This window comes from Abditibacteriota bacterium (assembly GCA_017552965.1).
Classification (GTDB): Bacteria; Armatimonadota; UBA5829; order UBA5829; family UBA5829; genus RGIG7931.
In genome coordinates this window covers 1-21055 of the sequence record JAFZNQ010000076.1, presented here as the reverse complement: position 1 = coordinate 21055, position 21055 = coordinate 1, and the positions used below count along the sequence as shown (strand labels likewise).

The 21055-nt window shown below is 58.0% G+C and carries 13 protein-coding genes, 1 tRNA gene and 1 other annotated feature; all 14 genes read right to left on the bottom strand.

Annotated features, from left to right (window positions below):
• Positions 1 to 5: 5 nt before the first annotated feature.
• Entirely contained in the window at positions 6 to 5447 is a 5442-nt protein-coding gene (gene rpoC / locus IK083_06710) for a DNA-directed RNA polymerase subunit beta' (protein MBR4749242.1), read from the bottom strand.
• Positions 5448 to 5489: 42 nt separating this feature from the next.
• A complete protein-coding gene (locus IK083_06705; GenBank protein ID MBR4749241.1) occupies positions 5490 to 11156 on the bottom strand; it encodes a hypothetical protein in 5667 nt (1888 codons plus the stop codon).
• 227 nt (positions 11157 to 11383) lie between these two features.
• Complete coding sequence (gene rplL / locus IK083_06700; protein MBR4749240.1) at positions 11384 to 11758, bottom strand: 50S ribosomal protein L7/L12; 375 nt, start codon at positions 11756 to 11758, stop codon at positions 11384 to 11386.
• 51 nt (positions 11759 to 11809) lie between these two features.
• Positions 11810 to 12346 (bottom strand): 50S ribosomal protein L10, encoded by a 537-nt coding sequence (locus IK083_06695; GenBank protein MBR4749239.1) that lies wholly within the window; start codon positions 12344 to 12346, stop codon positions 11810 to 11812.
• Positions 12347 to 12379: 33 nt separating this feature from the next.
• Positions 12380 to 12505 (bottom strand) — a sequence feature (ribosomal protein L10 leader region).
• 19 nt (positions 12506 to 12524) lie between these two features.
• Complete coding sequence (locus IK083_06690; GenBank protein ID MBR4749238.1) at positions 12525 to 13229, bottom strand: 50S ribosomal protein L1; 705 nt, start codon at positions 13227 to 13229, stop codon at positions 12525 to 12527.
• A gap of 70 nt (positions 13230 to 13299) precedes the next feature.
• The gene (gene rplK, locus IK083_06685) at positions 13300 to 13725 is read right to left on the bottom strand and encodes a 50S ribosomal protein L11 (protein ID MBR4749237.1); all 426 of its coding nucleotides are present in this window, start codon (positions 13723 to 13725) and stop codon (positions 13300 to 13302) included.
• A gap of 72 nt (positions 13726 to 13797) precedes the next feature.
• Positions 13798 to 14352 (bottom strand): hypothetical protein, encoded by a 555-nt coding sequence (locus tag IK083_06680; GenBank protein ID MBR4749236.1) that lies wholly within the window; start codon positions 14350 to 14352, stop codon positions 13798 to 13800.
• 12 nt (positions 14353 to 14364) lie between these two features.
• Positions 14365 to 14553, bottom strand: a complete 189-nt coding sequence (gene secE / locus IK083_06675) for a preprotein translocase subunit SecE (GenBank protein MBR4749235.1) — start codon at positions 14551 to 14553, stop codon at positions 14365 to 14367.
• Positions 14554 to 14635: 82 nt separating this feature from the next.
• Positions 14636 to 14711 (bottom strand) — tRNA-Trp (locus IK083_06670).
• Between the two features lie 82 nt (positions 14712 to 14793).
• On the bottom strand, positions 14794 to 14967 hold the full coding sequence (gene rpmG / locus IK083_06665; protein ID MBR4749234.1) for a 50S ribosomal protein L33: 174 nt from the start codon (positions 14965 to 14967) through the stop codon (positions 14794 to 14796).
• 141 nt (positions 14968 to 15108) lie between these two features.
• Complete coding sequence (locus tag IK083_06660) at positions 15109 to 16539, bottom strand: NAD-dependent malic enzyme (GenBank protein MBR4749233.1); 1431 nt, start codon at positions 16537 to 16539, stop codon at positions 15109 to 15111.
• 66 nt (positions 16540 to 16605) lie between these two features.
• Positions 16606 to 18093 (bottom strand): carboxylesterase/lipase family protein, encoded by a 1488-nt coding sequence (locus IK083_06655; GenBank protein MBR4749232.1) that lies wholly within the window; start codon positions 18091 to 18093, stop codon positions 16606 to 16608.
• Between the two features lie 39 nt (positions 18094 to 18132).
• Complete coding sequence (locus IK083_06650) at positions 18133 to 20247, bottom strand: glycoside hydrolase family 127 protein (protein ID MBR4749231.1); 2115 nt, start codon at positions 20245 to 20247, stop codon at positions 18133 to 18135.
• 30 nt (positions 20248 to 20277) lie between these two features.
• Positions 20278 to 21055 (bottom strand): hypothetical protein (locus tag IK083_06645; protein ID MBR4749230.1); only part of this gene is annotated, 778 nt, incomplete at its 5' end.

The following is a 21055-nucleotide window of genomic DNA, read 5'->3' as shown; positions in this document are numbered from 1 at the left end:
ACTCGTCAGTCCTCGAAGCTGTCGGGGGAATCGTCCTCCGCAATGAATGCGTCGTCGTTCTCCTCCTCCTCGGCATCAGCATCGAATTCCTCTTCGTCGAAGTCCTCTTCTTCATCCGCATCGGCGGACATGAGGTCATTCTCCTCCTCCAGCTCTATCTGCTCGATGGATTTGATGTTGTCTTCGTCAAAGTCCGACGCGTCGGCCTCTCCGGCCCCCAGAGCGAAATCGCTGCCGTCGGCAGTGACAGCATCCACGAAGGAGTCTGTCATTCCGCCCATATCTTCGTCTTCGTCATTCAGGGACATGCCGCCCGCTTCTTCGTCGGTCAGCTCAGCCGCAGCGGATATCTTGCGGAAGTCCAGCCTGAAGTTGGAGTTGCCCGAGCATTCCTTGATGATGTCGGTCAGCTGGCTGAAGATCTCTTTTTCTATATTGGCGCCCTTGCCCCGGATCTCGTTGATCCTGGCGTAGAGGTCGCTGACAGTGACGCAGCCCAGGGCTGCCATGGTATCCTTGGCCGCCTTGGTCCAGACAAAGCGTTCCAGAGGAGTGTTGTCCGTCTCGGGAGCGTAGTTCCTGCGGCGCAGACTGAGGATATTGCCCTCCTTGTCGTAGAGCTTCAGATCTCTGAACTTTCTGAGGCCCGTGCCGGCGGGGATGAGACGCCCGATGATGACGTTCTCCTTGATACCGATGAGATGGTCCTTCTTGTTCTTCACCGCAGCCGTGGTGAGGATGCGGGTGGTCTTCTGGAAGGAGGCAGCCGACAGGAAGCTCTCCGTGGCCAGAGAGGCGTCGGTGATGCCCTTCAGCACCGGGACGAACCCTGCAGGCTCTTTTTCTTCCCTGATGGCAGCCTTGTTCTTGATCTCCAGTATGGCCTTGTCCACCAGCTGTTCTTTCTTCAGATCGGTGGAGCCGGGATCGGTGACCTTGACCTTTCTGAGCATCTGGCGGACTATGACCTCCACGTGCTTGTCGTTGATGTCAACACCCTGGCTCTTGTACACCTTCTGTATCTCGTCAACCACGTAGCTCATGAGGCCGTTCTCGCCTTCCAGCTCCAGTATCTTGTGGGGATCCAGAGGGCCCTCGGTGATCCTGTGGCCCCTGTGCTCGATCTCCTGACCTTCCCTGACCATCAGATTGCCTCTGTGGGGGACCAGATAATTGAAGTCCACGTATATTTCGTCTATTCCGTTTTCCAAAGCCTTGTTAAGGATCTTTTCGTTGACGGTGCCGCTGTCATTCTTGCAGTCCCAGACAACTCCTTTCTTGTATTTGTTCTCGGCTGCGGACTTCTTGATCGGCTTGCCTTCAAAGTCGTCTCTTACAGTGAGACTCTCTGCGCCGGTTTTCTTTACGTCGATCTTCCAGCCCTTGTTCCACAGGTCCGCTATCACTTCGGGCTTCACCAGATCGGCGCCCAGTCTCTTGCCCAGGACAGACTGCATCTTTTCCTTGTCAAAGACCGTCTTTTCGGGATTGGCGGCGTCGGGGCGTGTGCAGATCTTTTGTCTGGATCTGATGGTCACTTGGTTGGTCTCGCCCTGGTTGGCCTCTATGACCGTGCCGTCAACGTCTGCCACGATGGCCTGGCCTTTGGGCCTTCTGGCCTCAAAGAGCTCCTGGACGCGCAGCAGGCCGTGGACCTGGTCCTCCAGCACCTTCATCAGGTTCTGGACCTGCTTGTTCTTGTCCTTGGTGTCCTTGCCGGACTCGTCGAACTTCAATATACCGCTGGCGGAGTCGCTGTGGATGATCCGCAGGGTCTCCTGCTTCTTTTTCTTCACGTTGGCTACGCCGGTCAGATACTTGCCGGCCACGCCGCCGCCGTGGAAGGTCCTCATGGTCAGCTGGGTGCCGGGCTCGCCGATGGACTGGGCGGCAATGATACCTACCGCAGTGCCCACCTCTACCGGTATCTTCAGGGACAGGTCTCTGCCGTAGCACTTGGCGCAGACGCCCATGGTGGACTTGCAGGTAAAGGGAGAGCGGACCATGATGACCGGGACTATGACGTTCGGGTCTTCTTCGTGCTTTTCCTTCAGTTGGGTGTAGAGTCTGTCGATCTCCTTGGCCTTGGCGTCGCTGATGATCTCATCTCTGACGGCTATGGCCTTTTCGGGATCTATGCCTCCCGCTTCGGTCTGCAGGGTCAGGCAGCCGTCGGGTACGACTTCGCCGGTCTCCCTGAAGACCACCTTGCCGTCGGACCAATCAAACTTGTCCGAGGCGGCAAACCATTCTGCCAGCCGGCTCTCTCTGATATAGACAGGCTCCGAATCCCGGGTGGACCACTGATCTGTCAGGGTGTAGCCGGCCTTTTTGGCCTCTTCCTCCGCCTGAGCCAGGGCTTCCTGCTTGTCCTCGGGAGAAGTCCAGGTCTGGCCGTTGATCTCCTCGGTCAGGCGCTCCAGCTCGGCTTCGATGGCCTTTTCGGGGTCGTCCACCGCCCGCTTTTTGGTCTCCAGCACAGGCTCCAGGAACATATACACATTTTCGTCCACGGTGTATAAGTTGGGGTCGCCTATGTTGCGGAGGGCGGTGCGTCCCTTGATGCGCTCCTCCATCTCTTCGATGATGTTGCCTTCGTCGTCAAAGAGGGGCTTCACCGAGATGCCCTGGTCGGTGTGACAGTCATCCTCGCGGATGATCACATCCTGGGCCACGTCCACCAGACGGCGGGTCAGATAGCCGGCGTCGGCCGTTCGCAGAGCGGTGTCGGCCAGACCCTTTCTGGCGCCGTGGGTGGAGACGAAGTATTCCAGTACCGAGAGTCCTTCGTGGAAGTTGCTCTTGACGGGCATGTCCTCAATGGCGTTGCCCATAGGGTCGGACATGAGTCCGCGCATACCGGCCAGCTGGGATATCTGCTTGGTGGAGCCGCGGGCTCCGGACATGGTGATGATGGCTATCTGGTTGAATTGCTCGATGCCTTCGATCAGGGACTTGCCTATGTCCTCCTGAGCGTTCAGCCATCTCTGGAGCACGCTCTCTCTTCTGACCTGGGCGGACACCATACCTGCATTGAAGTTCATGTTGATGCGGTTGACCTCCGCCTCCGTGTCCTTCAGGATGGTCTCTCTGTCGGAGGTGATATCCATGTCGGTGATGGCTATGCTCATGCCGGCCTTGGTGGCATATTTGTAGCCCAGGGCCTTCATGGCGTCCAGGAAGGTGACGGTGACGTCATGGCCGTTGCGCTCGTGGCATTCGGTGATGAGGCTGCCGCACCATTTTTTGCCTATGGCCACCTTTTCGTTGGATTCGGGCTCCTTGCCCTCGGTGACGTTTTGCTGGTCCTTGCTGTCAAGAGCCAGCCTCTGGCCCGGGTCGTATTCAAACAGGTCGCCCTTGACGAAAGGCGTGCCTATATACCCCATATTGTCCGGCAGTATGCTGTTGAATATGAGGCGGCCGGCGGTGATGACTCTCAGCATGGTCCTGCCGTCCAGAGTCATACGCACGCAGATGGGCTCGTGTATGTCGATGTTGCCTGTCTCGTAGCAGAGCATGGCGTCCTTGGGATTGGCAAAGAAGCGGCACTTCCTGTTTTGCCCGTCCTTCACTACGTAGGTCTGTCCGGCTCCTGCCACCAGCTCTCCGTCTTCGCCGTAGGTGTCCTTGTCGGCGTATTTGAGGGCCCACTTGTTGCTGCGCATGGTCACGTAGAAGCAGCCCAGGACCACGTCCTGAGAAGGAGCCACGATGGGCTTGCCGTTGGCCGGCGAGAACAGGTTGTGGCTGGCCAGCATCAGAGTCCGGGCTTCGGCCTGGGCGGCTGCGGACAGAGGCACGTGGACTGCCATCTGGTCGCCGTCAAAGTCGGCGTTGAAGGCGGCGCACACCAGCGGATGCAGCTGGATGGCCTTGCCGTCCACAAGAATGGGCTCAAAGGCCTGTATGCCCAGTCTGTGCAGGGTGGGGGCCCTGTTCAGCAGCACGGGATGCTCGCTGATGACCTCTTCCAGGGGATCCCACACGGTGGGGTCCATCCTGTCGATGGACTTCTTGGCCAGCTTGATGTTGGAGACCAGGCCTCTCTTGACCATCTCCTTCATGACAAAGGGCTTGAAGAGCTCCAGAGCCATTTCCTTGGGCAGGCCGCACTGATATATCTTCAGGGAAGGGCCGACAACGATCACGGAGCGTCCGGAATAGTCGACTCTCTTGCCCAGCAGGTTCTTTCTGAACCGGCCTTCCTTGCCCTTGAGCATGTCGGACAGGGACTTCAGGGCCCTGCCGTTGGAGCCGTTGACCTTGCGCTGCTTTCTGTCGTTGTCTATCAGGGCGTCCACAGCCTCCTGTATGAGGTTCTTCTGGTGGTTGACCATGATCTGGGGCGCCTTGGCCGTGATGATCTTGTTGAGAGTGTTGTTGCGGTTGATGACTCTCCTGTACAGGTCGTTCAGGTCGGAGGTGGCGAATCTGCCGCCGTCCAGCTGGACCATGGGCCTGAGGTCGGGCGGGATCACCGGGATGTTTTCCAGTATCATCCACTCGGGCCTGGAGCCTGATTCCAGAAAGCTGTCTATGACCTCCAGCCGCTTGATGAGTTTGATCTGCTTGCCGGAGCCGGCGGAGGACTGTATCTCTCTGACGATGGACTCTCTCAGCCCCTTCAGATCCAGCTTTTTGAGCAGGGTCTTCACCGCTTCGGCGCCTATGTCGGCGCGGAAAAATCTGTAGAGATCCACGGCGTCGTCGCCCATGAGCTCCCGGTTGTTGACCTGATCGCGCAGCTTCTTGAAGTAGCCGTAATCGTCGCTCTCTATGACGTCTCTTTCTTTCTTGGATTCCAGGACTTCTCTGCCCTTTTCCAGATCGTGGATCTTCTTGGTGTGAAACTCCTCGAAGGCCCTGATCTGATCCTGCAGCTTCTCGGGATCGGCCTCGTCGCCGTAGGCTTCCTTCAGGTCCTCTATATCCTGCTCGCACTCTGCATTGACGCTGTCGCGGAACATGTCGATGGCCTTGTTGATCAGGGGCATCAGCTGTTCTATCTGGTCGGTGTCAGCGTGGGTGACCAGGTATTCCCTGTAATAGAGCACGTGCTCCAGATTCTTGGTCTGCATGTCCAACAGCAGGCTGATGGGGCTGGGCACGGTCTTCAGGTACCATATGTGAGACACGGGGCAGAGCAGCTTGATGTAGCCCATCCTCTCGCGGCGGACCTTGCTGGTGGTGACGTCCACCTGACAGTTGGGGCAGGTCTGTCCCTTGTATTTTATCTTCTTATAACGCTTACAATGGCATTCGTAGTCCTTGGTAGGCCCGAATATCCTCTCGCAAAACAGCCCGTCCGGAACAGGCTTGAAGCTGGAATACTGGATAGTCTCGGGCTTGGTCACCTCGTTCTGGGGACCACGGGCCCACTCTATCACGTCTTCCGGGGATGCGATGCCTATTTTGATAAGTTTGAATTGAGTAGAGTCTATCATATTCACATATCCTTCCGGGCTGCGCCGGCAGCCCGGTCCACCTTATTTGCCAAAATTGTATTCAAAGTTACTGAAGAACTCTTTGCTGTCCTCTTCGTTGGACCTGAGATCGATGGGGCTCTTGTCCGAGTCCTCCACGGTGATCTTGAGACACAGAGCCTGCAGCTCGTTCACCAGGATCTTGAAGGATTCGGGGATGCCCGGATCGTTGAGGGTCCTGCCCTTGACTATGGACTCAAAGGCTTTGACTCTGCCCGTAACGTCATCGGACTTGATGGTCAGTATCTCCTGCAGGGTGTAAGCCGCGCCGTAGGCTTCCAGAGCCCAGACTTCCATCTCGCCGAATCTCTGGCCGCCGAACTGGGCCTTGCCGCCCAGAGGCTGCTGAGTGACCAGCGAATAGGGGCCGGTGGCTCTGGCGTGGATCTTGTCGTCCACAAGGTGAGAGAGCTTCAGCATGTATATGATGCCTACTGCTACCGGCTGCTCCATCTTTTCGCCGGTCCTGCCGTCGTAGAGGTCGGTCTTGGCCATCTCGGCCTTGAAGCCCACCCGTCTGGTGACGGTGTCCTCTATGATGGAGATGAGCTCTTCGTAGTCGTAGTCCTCGGGAATGACGGCCTCCTCCTCGATCTTGGTCCTGATGACCTTGATCTGGGCGTTGATGACTGTCATCTCGGCCTTGTCCGCGTCGGTGAGCTCAGCGGAGGGCTTTTCGGCAAATTTGTCCAGTGACCACTCCAGCTTCATCATCCGGGCGACTTCGTCGCACAGCTCGGGGGACAGCACGGGGGCGCCGCCCAGCTTCTGGCTGAATTCCTCCAGGTCCACCGGGGTCATGGCACCGCTCTTCAGGTAGCTTCTGACGTCGTCCAGGAGCCTGTTATAGAGGGCGTCCACCGGCTCGGAGGCGTTGGCCTTGATGTTGTCGGCGGTCATGGATTCGAGATTGTCCACGGCCTGCTTGACGGCGGCCTTGATCTCCGCTTCGGTGACGTTGATCTGTCTGTCCAGACCCAGCTCTGCCAGGTATTCCTTCAGCACTCTCAGCTTTTTGAGGTTGGTCATGACTATGAGGTCGGCTATGATCTCGGCCTCGCGGGAGCCCTGGAAAATGGGGTTCTTGAACTTCAGACCCAGATAGTCGCCTGCGATACCCTGGTGGGTCTCCAGTATCTGTCCTATGTTCATACGCGAAGGCACGCCCAGAGGGTTCAGCACTATGTCCACGGGAGTCCCGTCGGGCAGATAGGGCATGTCGCACTCGGGCAGGATGTTGGAGATGACGCCCTTGTTGCCGTGGCGTCCCGCCATCTTGTCGCCCTGCATGATCTTGCGCTTTTGGGCTATATATACTCTGACCAGCTGATTCACGCCGGCGCTGAGCTCGTCTGCATCCTTGAGCTTGTCTTCCAGCAGAGGGCTGCCGCACCTGTCGCAGGTGAGAGCGGAGGTGTCCTCGGGCTTCTTGCTGAACTCATGGATCTTGTTGCAGTCCGGATTGGAGCACTTGTACTTGAATCTGGAGAAGATCTTCACGTCCACTACGGTGCCGGACTCCCCGTGAGGGAGCTTCAGGGACACGTCCTTGACCGTGTCCGCCTTGGTACCGAATATCTGGCTGATGAGCCGGGACGCGCCGGTCTCCTCTATCTGTCCCTTGGGGGCTATCTTGCCCACCAGGATGTCGTCTGCGTGGACCTCGGCGCCTATCTTGATGATGCCGTTCTTGTCCAGGTTCTTGACCGCATCCTCGCCGGTGTTGGGTATGTCTCTGGTGATCTCCTCGGCGCCCATCTTGGCGTCTCTGGCCTCGGTCTCATAGCGTTCGATGTGGACCGAGGTGAACATGTCGTCCTTGACCAGACGCTGATTCAGCAGGATGGCGTCCTCGTAGTTGAAGCCGTTCCAGGGCATAAAGGCCACCATGACGTTCTGGCCCAGAGCCAGCTCGCCCTTGTCGGTGCAGGGGCCGTCTGCCAGCAGCTGATCGGTCCTGACCCTGTCGCCGGTGCGGACTGCGGGTCTGGAATTGATGCAGGTGTTCTGGTTGGAGCGGACCATGTTGTACAGCCTGTAGTCGTCGCAGACGAAGACCTCGAAGCTGTATTTGAGCGACTCGATCTGCCGGACCTTTATGCGGCCGTCGGGACCTGTGCCCGTGCCGGCGGATACGGATTTGGCAGAGTAGTCGTTGACCTTGAATATGGAGTGCTCAGCAGGGAAGGTGGAGCGGATGATCCTGGGCTCCACGGGATAGAAGTCGCACTCCTCCACCGTCAGCTTCCAGCACACTGTCTCCATTCCTTCTTCGTCCACGGCGGACATCCGGTCTATGGATACCACCTTGCCGTCGGGGACGTTCTGGTCAGCCGTATCAAAGGCAATGGTGTCGCCGAACTCGGCGTCCTTTTTGGGCTCCAGATCCTTGCCGTCATACACCTTGCCGTCCACCACCAGGTCGCCGGCAGAGACGCCCTTCAGATAGCTGTCGTCGGCAAAGATGGTCTCCGCAGGCTCCAGCTCGGAGGGAGTGACCACGATAGTGGCCCGGCCGTCCAGGCTGATGACGGACACCTGTCCCGCCCGCTTGGCGGGGGCCAGGATCTCATCAGAGGGCTCCAGGTCCCTGAACAGGCTGTTCTTGTCGCGGGTCCTGGCTACTGCCAGCTTGACCACCGCTTCCTTGGCCTGGACACTGTCGCCTTCCTTGAGCAGCGAATACACGGTGTAGGTGTCCTTGGAGGAGTCGTTCTGGGGCTTGACCAGTATCCATCTGCTGCTGGTCCATACCACCTTGCCGGCTCTGCGGGCCAGCATCTCCACTCCGGAGTCGTGGGCCGTCCTGGCCTCCACGCCGGTGCGGACTATGGGCGCGCCGGGGCGGAGAAGAGGCACGGCCTGACGCTGCATGTTGGAGCCCATCAGGGCTCTGTTGGCGTCGTCGTTCTCTATAAACGGTATGAGGTTGGCCGCCACGGACATGATCTGATTGGGCGACACGTCTATCAGAGTGATCTGACTCTTGTCCACGGTCTTGTAGTTGCCGTTGTAGCGGACGTTCACGTGATCGTCGATGAACTCGCCGTCGTCGTTGGTCCGGGTGTTGGCCGTGGCTATGTATTCGTTGGTCTCGTCGTCTGCAGAGAGCTCCTTTATCTCATTCGTGATCCGGCCGTTTTTGACTACTCTGTAGGGAGTCTTCAGGAAGCCGAACTCGTCTATCTTGGCCTGGATGGCCATGGAGCCGATGAGGCCGATGTTGGGACCTTCGGGGGTCTCTACGGGGCAGATGCGGCCGTAGTGGGAGCTGTGAACGTCCCTGACCTCCAGCTTGGCGCTCTGGCGGCTGAGACCGCCGGGGCCCAGAGCGGAAAGACGTCTCTTGTGTGTCAGCTCTGCCAGAGGGTTGGTCTGGTCCATGAACTGGGACAGCTGGCTGCTGCCGAAAAAGCTGCGTATGGCAGAGGTGATGGGCTTGTTGGTGATCAGATACCCCGGGGTGACCTTGTCCGGGCCCTTGCCGTTGTTCTGATTGCCGGGATGCCCCATCTTTTCCTGGCACACCTTCTGCAGCTTGTTGAAGCCGCTGCGGAGCTGGTCCTGCAGCAGCTCGCCCACCGAGCGGACACGCTTGTTTTCCAGGTGGTCGATCTCGTCGGTGACGCAGGCCTTGACCCTGATGGCGCACTGGTCCGTGAGGGTCTCGGGAGAGTCGCTGATGAGAGCGTCGATGTGTACGTCGCCGTAGGGTATCTCTTTGGCTATGTCCACGAATTCTCTGTAATCGTCATGGGTGAACATGTAGCCCTTGCGGCATTCGGCAAACATCTGTCTGAAGCGGTACAGCTTGCTGAGACGGGTGCCGGGGATGCGGGACTGCAGCTCTCTGTCTCTGGCGTCCCTGGTCTTTTTGGCTTCGGCGCCGATATATTCGTCCACTGCTTCCAGAGCCTTGTCTCTGGCGTCGGCGTCAAAGAGATATACTATCTGGCCGTCCTGATTCAGGCTGATGATGTATTTGATCAGCTGCACCAGGTCGTCTCTGGTGATGGAGCGGGTGGGCTCCATGCACTCGTTGGAGAACTCGGGCAGGTCCAGCAGGAGCTTTTTGTTGATCTTGTATCTGCCTACGGTGCCCAGGTCATAACGCCTGTTGTCGAACAGGTAGTTCTTGAGATAGGCCATGGAGGAAGCCCGGTCTTCTACGGTGCTCTTGTTGGAGTTCATGTAAATGTAGAAGTTGCTGATGGCTTCGTCCGCATCGGCGATCTCGTGGCTCTTGGCGCTGACCCGGTAGCCGGCGTAGCTCTTGTGCTGCTCGGTCTTCAGGGTCTCTCCGATATAAGGATCCACCTTGTAGACCTGTATGAAGCTGGTGCCGGTCTCGTAGATGGTCCGGGCGGTCTCCCGGTCTATCAGCTCGCCTGCCGGGCAGAGGACCTTGGCGGAGCCGTCCTTTTCGATCTCGGCCACTGTCAGGGAGGGGTCCGCTGTCTCTATCATGCCGTTTTTGACCACGATGGTCTCCACCGGGCGGTAGTCCTCGATGGAGAATTCTCTCTTGCGGTGAGTGGTCCTCTCGGCGTCTTCGCGGATCTTGTCCAGGTCGGCGTCGGTGATGGCCTTGCCGGCCTTTTTGTACAGCTTGGAGGCGTCGCCCTGACAGAGATCCTTGCGGAAGACTCTCAGCTTCTTTTCATAATACTTGTTGGCGGGATCCTTGGCGGGGATGACTATGTCGTATTCCTTCTGGCCGTCGGCGCCCACGTAGTGAAAGGTCCTGCACCTGCACATCTGCTCTACGGGGAGATATATCTTCTCGCCGAAGATGTTCAGGATGTCCAGAGTGGTGGAGGTGGATCTGCCCAGCTCCTTGTCGTAGATATAGTCGGGGCTGAGGACGTAGTCCTTGAAGGGCAGGGTCTCATCCTTGTACAGAGCCGACAGGGCCTTGCGGACCTCTTCATAATCGGTCTTGGTGAAGATCTTTTTCTTGGTCCGTTTTTTGCTGATGTCCACCAGCGGCGGCCGGCCGGGGATGGGATTGTCTATGTTCTTTTTGAGCTCTGTGCCTATCAGGGAAGGCAGATACACGGGACAGGCTTCGTCGAGAGCGCTGAGAGCCCGGAGCAGGACCGTGAGAGGGAACTTGTCGGACTGAGCCAGCTTGCCCTGCATGGTGCTCCTGGCGTCGGTCTCCACTTCCAGCCAGCAGCCGTTGCCGGGGATGATGCGGCCCGTATAGAGCATGGTGCCGGATATATCGATGTTGTCCTCAAAATATGCTCCCGGGGAACGGGTCAGCTGAGACACGATGACCCGCTCGGCGCCGTTGATCACAAAGGTGCCTTTGTCGGTCATGATGGGCAGCTCGCCAAAATACAGCTTTTCGGGGAGTATCTCTTTTATGTTGCCGTCATCGTCCTTTACGGTGAGCTGAACCTTGATCTTGATAGGGGCTTCGTAGGTAGAGTTGTCTCTGTAACGGCATTCGGCTTCGGTAAACTTGGGCTTGTCCAGCTCATAGTCTAAAAATTCAAGAGAGTATTTGCTGTCCTGATGGTCTTTGATAGGGGAAAAGCTTCGGAACAGCTCCTTGATGCCCTTTTCGAGAAACCATTTATAGGATTCAAGCTGCAGCTCGACCATGTTCGGAACGTTGTTTTCCATCAGGGTTCGTTTGGTCTTATGTTGTATTTCCTTCAATCCTGACCTCCTGAAATATAAACACAAAGCATAATAAAGGGGCGTGTCTCTATATACGACAAAAAACACTGAAGTTAAACTATGCGTTTGCGCGTAAGTCCAGTGTTTTTAGCGGTTATATTTTGCTATGACGTTGATCTTCAAAATCCTGTCCGTAGATGAGATGATTCTTTATTGAAAATAAGTGCGGGGTCACGGGGACCCCGCGTGTCGCATGTGCAGCGAGATTACTTTAATTCGACGGTAGCGCCGGCTTCTTCCAGCTTGCCCTTGATCTCTTCGGCTTCTTCCTTGGTCACGCCTTCCTTGACGTTCTTGGGAGCGCCGTCGACCACTTCCTTGGCTTCCTTCAGACCCAGACCGGTCACTTCGCGGACGACCTTGATCACGTTGATCTTCTTGTCGCCTACGCTGGCCAGCAGTACGTCAAAGCTGGTCTTTTCCTCGGCTTCCTCGGCGGGAGCGGCAGCTCCGCCGGCTACGGCTACTACGGGAGCAGCGGCGGTGACGCCGAACTCTTCCTGCAGAGCATCCTTGAGCTCCTTGAGCTCCAGAGCGGTCATTCCTTTGATGATGTCAACTATTTCAGCAATGTTTGCCATTTTTAAAATCCTCGCTTTTTAAAATTTGATATTGGGGTTGGTCGCGCGCAATTATGCGCTTTCTTTTTTGTCTATGATCGCCTCGAGAGTCCACACCACGTCTCCCAGCATGGAGTTCAGGGTGCCCACGATACCGGACAGAGGAGCCTCGACTCCGCCGATGATGGAAGCGATAAGCTCCAGCCTGGACGGGATCTTGCTCAGCTCTGTGACCTGATCGCTGTCAAGTACGGCACCTTCCACGTACCCGCATTTGATGACTACGGGCTTGGGTCCCTTGGTAAACTCCGAGAGAGCTTTGGCCAGGGCCACGGGATCGTCGGGAGAATAGGCTATGGCTGTGGAGCCGGCCAGGTCCTTGACGGCAGCTTCGGCATCGGTGCCGGTGGCAGCGATGGTGAGCAGGGTGTTCTTGACTACCTTGTAGGTGCCGCCCGTTTCCCTGAGCTTCTTCCTGATAGAAGCCATTCCCTCCACGTCGATACCGTTGAAGTCAGTCAGGATGACAGAGTTGTTTTCGAGTATCTCTCTGATATTGTTGACTGCCTCCACCTTTTCGGGACGCGGTGTTCTTGAGAAGTCCTTCATGGATAACCTCCTTGTAAGAATTACGTTTGTGCCGTATGCTTATAAAAAGCTGTTTTCCGAAAAAAACAGCTCAGGATTCTATGAGCTACGTACTTTCCTCGGCTGGATGATTTAAACCTTTGGGGTCCCAACTGTCTACGGCACTTACGCAGATAAAAGTCAGCGATATGCTGAAAAATTATTTCTTTGCCTGCTTGGCGGCTTCGTTGGTGTCTATGGAGACGCTGGGTCCCATAGTGGAAGACGCGAATATGCTGATTATATACTTGCCCTTGGCGCTGGCAGGCTTGGCCTTGATGAGAGCGCCCACCAGGGTGAGCAGGTTCTCGGTCAGCTGCTCGGCGGTAAAGGAAGCCTTGCCGATGGGGGCATGGATGATGCCCGCCTTTTCCACTCTGTATTCCACACGGCTGGCGGTCTTGATCTCCTTGACCACTTCGCCGATGTTGGGGGCTACGGTGCCGGCCTTCTTGGAGGGCATCTTGGCTCTCAGGATGGAGCCCAGCTTGCCTACCAGGGCCATGACGTCGGGGGTAGCCAGCAGGACTTCGAAGTCCATCCAGCCGCCCTGGATCTCCTTGACCAGCTCTTCGCCGCCTACGGTGTCGGCGCCGGCGTCCAGAGCTTCCTGGACCTTGTCGCCCTTGGTGATGACGGCTACCTTGCGGATCTTGCCGGTGCCGAAGGGCAGATTGGCGGTGCCTCTGACCATCTGGTCGCCCTGTCTCGGGTCAACGCCCAACTTGATGGCTACGTCTATGGTCTCGTCAAACTTGGCCGTGGCGGCCTTTTTTACCAATTCCAGGGCCTCCAGGGGAGGCAGGGGGGCATTCTTGCCTACGGTGTCGGCAGCTTGCTGATATCTTTTTCCTTTTAATGCCATGTTATTTCTCCGTTATGCAGTCCGCAAATGCGGCTCACGACCTTGCGGTCTCCCGGCTGCTTGATGTTCGTCAGTCTGTGATGGTGATGCCGGCGCTTCTCGCGGTGCCCGCCAGGGTGTTCATGGCGGCTTCCACGTCGTCGGTGTTGAGGTCCGGCAGCTTCTTCTCGGCCAGCTCTCTGAGCTGGGCTCTGGTGATGGAGCCGGCTTTGGTCTTGTTGGGCTCGCCCGAGGCCTTTTCTATGCCGGCAGCCTTCTTGAGCATGACGGCGGCAGGGGGAGTCTTGGTGATATAGGTATAGGTCCTGTCTTCATAGATGGTGATGACCACGGGGATGGTGTCGCCCATCATGGAAGCTGTCTTTTCGTTGTAGCTCTTGATGAACTCCATCATGTTGATCCCATAGGGTGACAGAGCGGGTCCTACCGGCGGGGCAGGGGTTGCTTTTCCGGCGGCAAGCTGGAGCTTGACTATGCCGGCGATCTTCTTTGCCATTTGTTGTCCTCCACATACCGTAGGGATATTTCTTGCAGTGAAACGGGAACTGGTCCCTCCTACGTAAAATAACTAATTTTCCAGTAAATCGTAGCTGATGGTCAGGCGGCGCTGATTGCCGTTCATGTCTATGAGCAGCACTGCCTCCATCTTGTGTATATTGATCTCGTCTATGATGCCCGAATAGCCTGCAAAAAGGCCGCTCTTGATCTTCACGGTCTCGCCCACCTTGAGCTTGCAGTCGGGCTCGTCTCTGGTATCGGACACGGATTTTTTGATAGCGTCTATCTCGCTGTCATCGATGGGCTCGCCCATAATGCCGCTGCCCACGAATCCTATGACTCCTTCGGTGTCGTTGATCACGTGCCAGACGCTGGGCTTTTTGATGTTGGCGTTGACGAACACGTAGCCGGGATACAGCTTGACCTCGGCTTCGCGGACCTTGCCGTCCCGTCTTCTGTGCACGGTCTTTTTGGGAACGTAAACTTCGAGGATGTCTTCCCTGCAGGGTCTGAGCCTGTCCTCTTCGGTGGCGGGAAGAGCGTCTATCTTTTGCTGAAGAGTGTTCCTGACCTTGTCTTCGTGACTCGTAAACACCTGCAGTGCGTACCAGTTTGTAGTTTTCATTCGCGGAATATCCTAGAGATGGGCTATCTTTCTGATGATCACACCGTAGATGGCGTCCAGACCGCCGAAATACAGACCGGACAGGATGACCGCCATGAGGACGACCGCAGTCAGGTGCTTCAGCTCATCTTTTGTGGGCCAGGTGGTTTTGAATCTGGTTTCGGTGTATGATTCCTTCAGAAACTTGCCGAGCCTTTTCATGGCTCCGTCTTCCGAAGTCTTTTCAGTTGCCTTTTTCTGTTGGTTATTGCCAGCCATATAAAAAGCTCCATAAAAAAAGAATTGGCAGGGGCAACAGGATTCGAACCCGCGACATTCGGTTTTGGAGACCGACGCTCTACCAACTGAGCTACACCCCTGCGTCGTGCTGCGTAGGCAGCAATTATATATTATAACAGATTTTTGGAGCCGTGTCAAACGGACGCGGGACCAAAATGCAGATTATTTGCTTTCCCGATGATTGGTGACCTTCTTGCACCACTTGCAGTACTTCTTGAGCTCCAGTCTGTTGGGATCGTTTCTCTTGTTCTTGGTGGTGGTATAATTCTTTCTCTTGCATTCGTCGCAAGCGAGATTGATGACTATTCTGACGTCACCGCTGGATTTCTTTGCCATGGCGGTCCTCCGTTGGATCTATGGGAATCTGCGTGAAATATGGTCACGCAAATAATATTATACCATAATCAAAAGCTTATGGCAAGAGGATATTAAAAAAATCTGAGATAAAGAGGGGGCTGCGTCGCAGCCCCCGTGCTTTTAGATGCTGAAATCGAAGAAGATAGGCGTTTTGGCTGCCTTTTCATCCAGAGCGCACTCCTTCACAGCCTCGCATACGGATTCGGCCACGTGAGGGTCAAAGGCGCTGGGCATAATGTTCTCGGCAGTGGGCTCTTCCACGCAGGAGGCGATGGCCTTGGCCGCCGCGGCCTGCATCTCTCTGGTGACCTGCTTGGCGCCGGCTTCCAGGAGACCCCTGAAGAGGCCGGGGAAGCAGAGCACGTTGTTGATCTGGTTGGGATAATCGCTGCGTCCGGTGGCTACCACGGAGGCATAGCCGTAGCATTCCTCGGGCCATACCTCGGGAGTGGGGTTGGCCATGGCGAACACGATAGGCTTGTCGTTCATGGTGCGGATATCCTCGCCGGTGAGCATGTTGGGGGCCGAGAGACCCAGGAACATGTCGGCGCCCTTTATGACTTCCTTGAGGGAGCCCTTGAGATTTTCCTTGTTGAACTTTTTGGAGGCCCACAGCTTGGGCTCGTCCTTCTCTATGCCGGGGCGTCCGTCATATATGGCGCCCTTGCGGTCGCAGAGCACCACGTCTCCGATGCCCATGTCGCTGATGGCTCTGGTGCAGGCCAGGGCGGAGGCTCCGGCTCCGGACACCACCATGCGCATGTTTTTGGGATCCTTGCCGCTGACCTTGATGGCGTTGATAAAGGCGGCGGTGGCTACGGTGGCGGTGCCGTGCTGGTCATCGTGGAATACGGGGATGTCCACCAGCTTCTGCAGCTCTCTCTCCACCATGAAGCAGCGGGGGGAGGATATGTCTTCCAGGTTGATTCCGCCGAAGGTGCCGCTGATGGCGGCGCAGATCTTCACCAGCTCTTCGGGGTCGGTGGTGTTGACGCACACGGGAAAAGCGTTGACGCCGGCAAATTCCTTGAAGAGGACGGCCTTGCCTTCCATGACGGGCAGCCCGGCCACGGCGCCTATGTTGCCCAGGCCCAGTACGGCGGTGCCGTCGGTGATCACGGCCACGGTGTTCTGGCGGATGGTGAAGTCAAAGGCCTTTTCCGGCTCGGCTTCGATGGCCTTGCACACTCTGGCTACGCCGGGAGTGTAGGCCATGGACAGGTCGTCAAAGTCCTGGAGAGGCGCCTTGCTGACCACGTCGATCTTGCCTCCGTAATGCATCTGGAATACTCTGTCCCAGCCTTCAATGACCTCCGCGTCTTTGATCTCTTTGAGAGCGTTGACCAGAGGCTCAGCGTCATCGGGGCTCACCAGGTTGACGGCAAACTCTCTGGTGACGGTCACTCTTTCGGATTCCACTATGTCGATGGGACCCAGGGAGCCGTTGTTCTGTTCGATGACTCTGACGATCTCCGACAGCGCGCTGCTGTTCTGGGGGTACCTGATCACTACGGCTATGCTGTTGCCGGGGGTAGGGGTTCTCTTATTCATAACACGTCCTCGTCCTGAAATATACTATTTTTATTTTACCATATATCGGTTTTTTCTTCAAGGCTGTCACATGAGGCCCGCGTCCAGAATCGGGACAAAGGCCAGAGCTTCCGGTCCCTCCGGGACGGGGGCCGCCTTTTCTGTCCGCAGTCCCTCCGGGTCTATGGCCAGCAGCCTGCCGGAAGCGTATTCCGGGGCCTCCAGGCTTTGGGAGACGGGCCTGCCGCATCGGGCAAAGGAGGTCCACAGCTCCTGCATCCTGCGGGATATGCCCATATCCATATCCCTGCCCCCGTAGCCGTAGCGGGAGGTGCCGAAGACGTAGGACAGCTCCACGGCGTGGCAGGCTCTGACGCCCGGCTTGCCCGAGGGGATGCGGAAGGAATAGAGATAGCTGCGCCCTCCGGGCCGGGCCTGCAGCAGGGTCCGGGCTGGGATGTGAAACAGGGCGTCGCCGGCGAAGCGGCAGGCTGCCTCTGCGGGGTCGGGAAAACGCTCCGGGGAATAGACCGCCTCCGCCCGCCGCCTCAGCTCCGGGGGCAGCAGGGCCAGCCTGCGGGCGTGGGCTTTTTCCTGCAGCCGGCGCCCCCGGTCCCTGCCCATGAGCATGACGAAGTAGTCCATCTCGTCTGTATTGGTGCCGGTCATAAGGTCTTTGTCCGTGCAGGCGGGCTCCGCCGCCCGGGCGTAGATCTCGCCTATGGTATCGGGCAGAGCTCCGCAGCCCAGGACGGGGGCGCACTCGGCGAAGGTCCGGAAGGCCTCATCCGGCAGCCGCTCCAGGTCCTCCCGGCTGCCGCAGCCTGTCTGCCGCATGAAGCTGCTCAGGGCTGCTGCGGCCTTTTCCGGGGTCATGACCAGGGAGGGGGAGCCGCTCTGGAGGATCATCCTGCGGAACAGGGGCCGGGCTTCGGAAAACAGGGGCAGCAGGCTGATGATCACCGCTCCGGCGGACTGGCCGAAGAGGGTGACCCGGTCCGGGTCGCCTCCGAAGGCCTCTGCGTTGTCCCTGATCCATGTCAGAGCGCATATGACGTCGGAGATGCCGGGCACCGGGCAGGCTTCTCCCGCGAGGCCTTCCAGTGAGCGAAAGTCGCCGAAGCCCAGCAGACCCAGTCTGTATTCCACCGAGACGAACACCATGTCCGGAAAGCTCTTTGCCAGCCCCGCGCAGCTGTAGATGTCCATGGCTGCCGAATCCGTCACAAAGGCCCCGCCGTGGACAAAGACCATGACGGGCTTGGGGCTATGGTGAGCGTTTTTGGAGGTCCACAGGTTGAGCCACAGGCAGTCCTCGCTCTGTCTGTTGGGGGTGGGTGCGGGCTGCAGGCTGGCGTCGCCGCAGCGGACCGCGTCATAGGACCGGTTGCCGGGGGCAAGGGGCTCCGCCGGGCGGAACCTCAGACTGCCCACGGGGCTCTGGGCGTAGGGGATGCCCCTGAAGCACAGGACGCCGTCCTCTTCGCAGCCGGAATAGATACCGGTCCTGCAGCGGACCGCCGCCCTCAGGGGGAGGGCGGCAAGGATAAGGAAAAATATTATATATATACTCATAAGATATCCGTCGTCAGAGCGCCGGCTGCCCTTTCGCCGTCAATTGATATCCGCGTAAGGTATCCGGTCGTCCCGGGCCGCCTCCGGGGCTTCCGCGCCGGTCCCGGGGCTGTCAAATGAAAGCTCCGGAAATATGGTGATCCTCAGCTTGGCCGCTCCGTAGGGGATGAGCCTCACGGTCTCGGTCTTTTGCTTTTTGCCGGCCGCTCTGACCCCGGCAGAGGGCAGGGGAGGCGTAAAGGTAAAATCGCCGGTTTTCTTTACGGGCTGCAGTCCCGGCTTGCCTGCCACCGGGAAATAACCGATGACCTCCCTGCGCTTGACGGCCTTCCACCCGGGGACCCGCCTGGCGGGAGCGAAGAGCTCTATGGGGCAGGTGTCAGGGCTCCAGGGCATGCCCCGGGTGTCCTTTTTCACCACCTTTATGCTGCCAATGAAGTCCGGCAGGTCCGTGGCAAGGGCGTAATTCCAGGGGCTTGCGGGATAGGCCTTCTGCGCAGGGAAATCGGGGCTGTATCTCACGTCGGAGGGGTCATCGCTCCACTCGGTCTCTATGGCCAGGGAATACACCAGGGGGCCTCTTTCGAGGGCCACTCCGTTGTCGGGCCACCGGGAGAGGGTGATCTCCATGGGCAGGCGCAGCTCTACTCTGTCACCGTCTCCGACTCTCACGGGGAAGTAGCTGCCTTTTTCGGCGTTGCGGGCTTCTCCGTTGACCGTCAGGGCGGGGGCTGCGCACCAGCCGGGGACCCTGAGATACAGGTCAAACTCTGCGGGGGCCTTCACGGTAAAGGTGATGGTTTCGTCAAAGGGATAATCCGTAGTCTCAGTGATCACCGCGCCGTTTTTGGCCCTGTATTCCGAAGCGCCGTAGAGGGCTGCGTACACGCCGCCGTCCTCCTTTTCCGTCCACATGCAGGAAATATAGCAGGGCATGGCCCGGTGCACGTTGCCCGAGCAGCATTCCGTGCCGGGAGTGGGACGGTAGCTCATCCAGGTGTGGCTCCTGAACATTTCGTTGTGATTGCTGTGGCCGTCGGCCAGTATCTGGTTGGGGCAGGAAAAATACTGCAGTCCCCTGAAGTCGTTCAGAGTGCAGCCGGGAAGGGCGTTGAAGCAGATCCTTTCGATGCAGTCGGCATATTCCGGCTTGCCCGAGGCTCTCAGCAGCTTGGAGAGGGCCCACATCTGGTCGGTGACGTTGCAGGTCTCGTTGCTGGCCAGAGCGTCTTTTCCCGCTATGGCCTCCGAAGACGAGATGACTCCGTTGACCAGTATGCTGTGCTTTGCCAGCTTTTGATACTCATGCTCCACAGCCTCCAGATAAGTCCTGTTGCCTGTGTAGTCATACATGATGGCGGCCATCTTGCACATTTCGTTGTGGGAGACCCCGTGCTCGTGGCTGGGTATGTCCGACAGCATCCTGGCGATGCTGCTGTCCAGACCGGCATTCTGAGACTTGTCATAGGCCTTTTGGGCCCTGTTCAAAAGGCGGCGGTCCCCGGTCTGCTCATACACCCAGAGCATGGGCTCCAGGCAGCATATGGCCCGGTAATCGGAATAATCGGCTGTGTCCCCCGCAAAAAATGCGGCCAGCCTGGCCAGGCTTTCCGGATCGGGATTTTTGGTCAGATAGGGTATCGCGCCCCGAAGGAACACGGCGTAAGGCCATCTGTTCCAGCCTGTGGCGGGGGTCCGGATGGCCTCCGGTCCCGCAGCGTCTTCGGCTGCGAAAAACCGTCTGTAGGGCGCTTCCGCCCTTTGGGCCAGCTCACTGTCTCCCGCCAGATAGGCGCAGCGCAGGGCGCCGTCGCACCAATAGGCGGTTTGCTCATAGTGGACCCAGCGGGCTTCGGGCGGAAGGTCGGGATAAATGTGGTCCGCGTTCCAGCCCGGAGTGTCAAAGGGGGCGCCGTGGGCCTCGGGATGGCCCGTCAGCCCCTCGATCTGAGTCCGGAGAAAATCGGCAAAGCGCCCCATGGGGCGGATGGCGGTGATGTCCGCCTCGGTCATGGCTCCGTATTTCTTTACTTTCATTTTTGATGCCAAAAAGGGGTCGCGCTCTCGGCCCTGCCCGCCTTCGGCGGCTCCCGCTGCCAGGACTGCGGCGGCCAGCAAAGCCGCCGTCAGGCCGAAAAGTATCGTCAGCTTCATTGCTTTTTTCCGTAATATGTTCCGCAGGCTTTATCTGTATTCCAGCCTGAGCCGTACTGTCTCGCCGAAGGCGCCTATGCCTTCGCAGTGCATCCGCAGTACCACCTCTTCCGGGGAGCCCTGTATGCGCACCCGGTCAAAGACGGCCGACTCAAACATGGGCACGTCCTTTCGGACGGGATAATAGTCCGTGTGTCCGTCATAGGTGACCGACAGGCTGACCCGGCCCTTGCCGGCTACGGAGAGCCACAGGGGCTCGTCCGTGTTGGCCACGGAGCATTTGAAGACCGGGGAGCTGCCCTTTTTCAGGGTGAAGGAGCCGGACTCTATGAGCTCGGCGTCGCCCGTCCTGACGTAGTCGAATTCCGACGACAGATATTTGATGGGGTTTTTGCCCTCCCTGTAGGGGGTGTTGCCCACGGCGATGCGGGGCACAGTGGCGGTGGTGGTCCCGGTGGCGGCAGTCTTCAGGACGGGCTCCCGGCCCCTCATGAAGCTGTCGGCTATCTTCGGCGCATATTCTGTGAAGAGGCCCGCGTAGCCGGAGGGATAGAGGTCCCGGTCTATCTCAAAGACTTCTTTTTCCCTCTCCTCGCTGTCAAAGCCCTTGACTATGAGCGGGGATTTTTCCATGATCATGGCTCCCGCGGGCCTGAGGGTGCCGTCATGGTTGGTGATGCCGAAGTCGGACATTTCGTCCACCCGGTAGCCGCCGGGGAACCACCAGCCCAGGGCTCCGTTGGCCTTGGTCTCGATGATGAAGTCCGCCATTCCCGCATAATACTGCGCCTCGTTGGCCAGCCGGCTG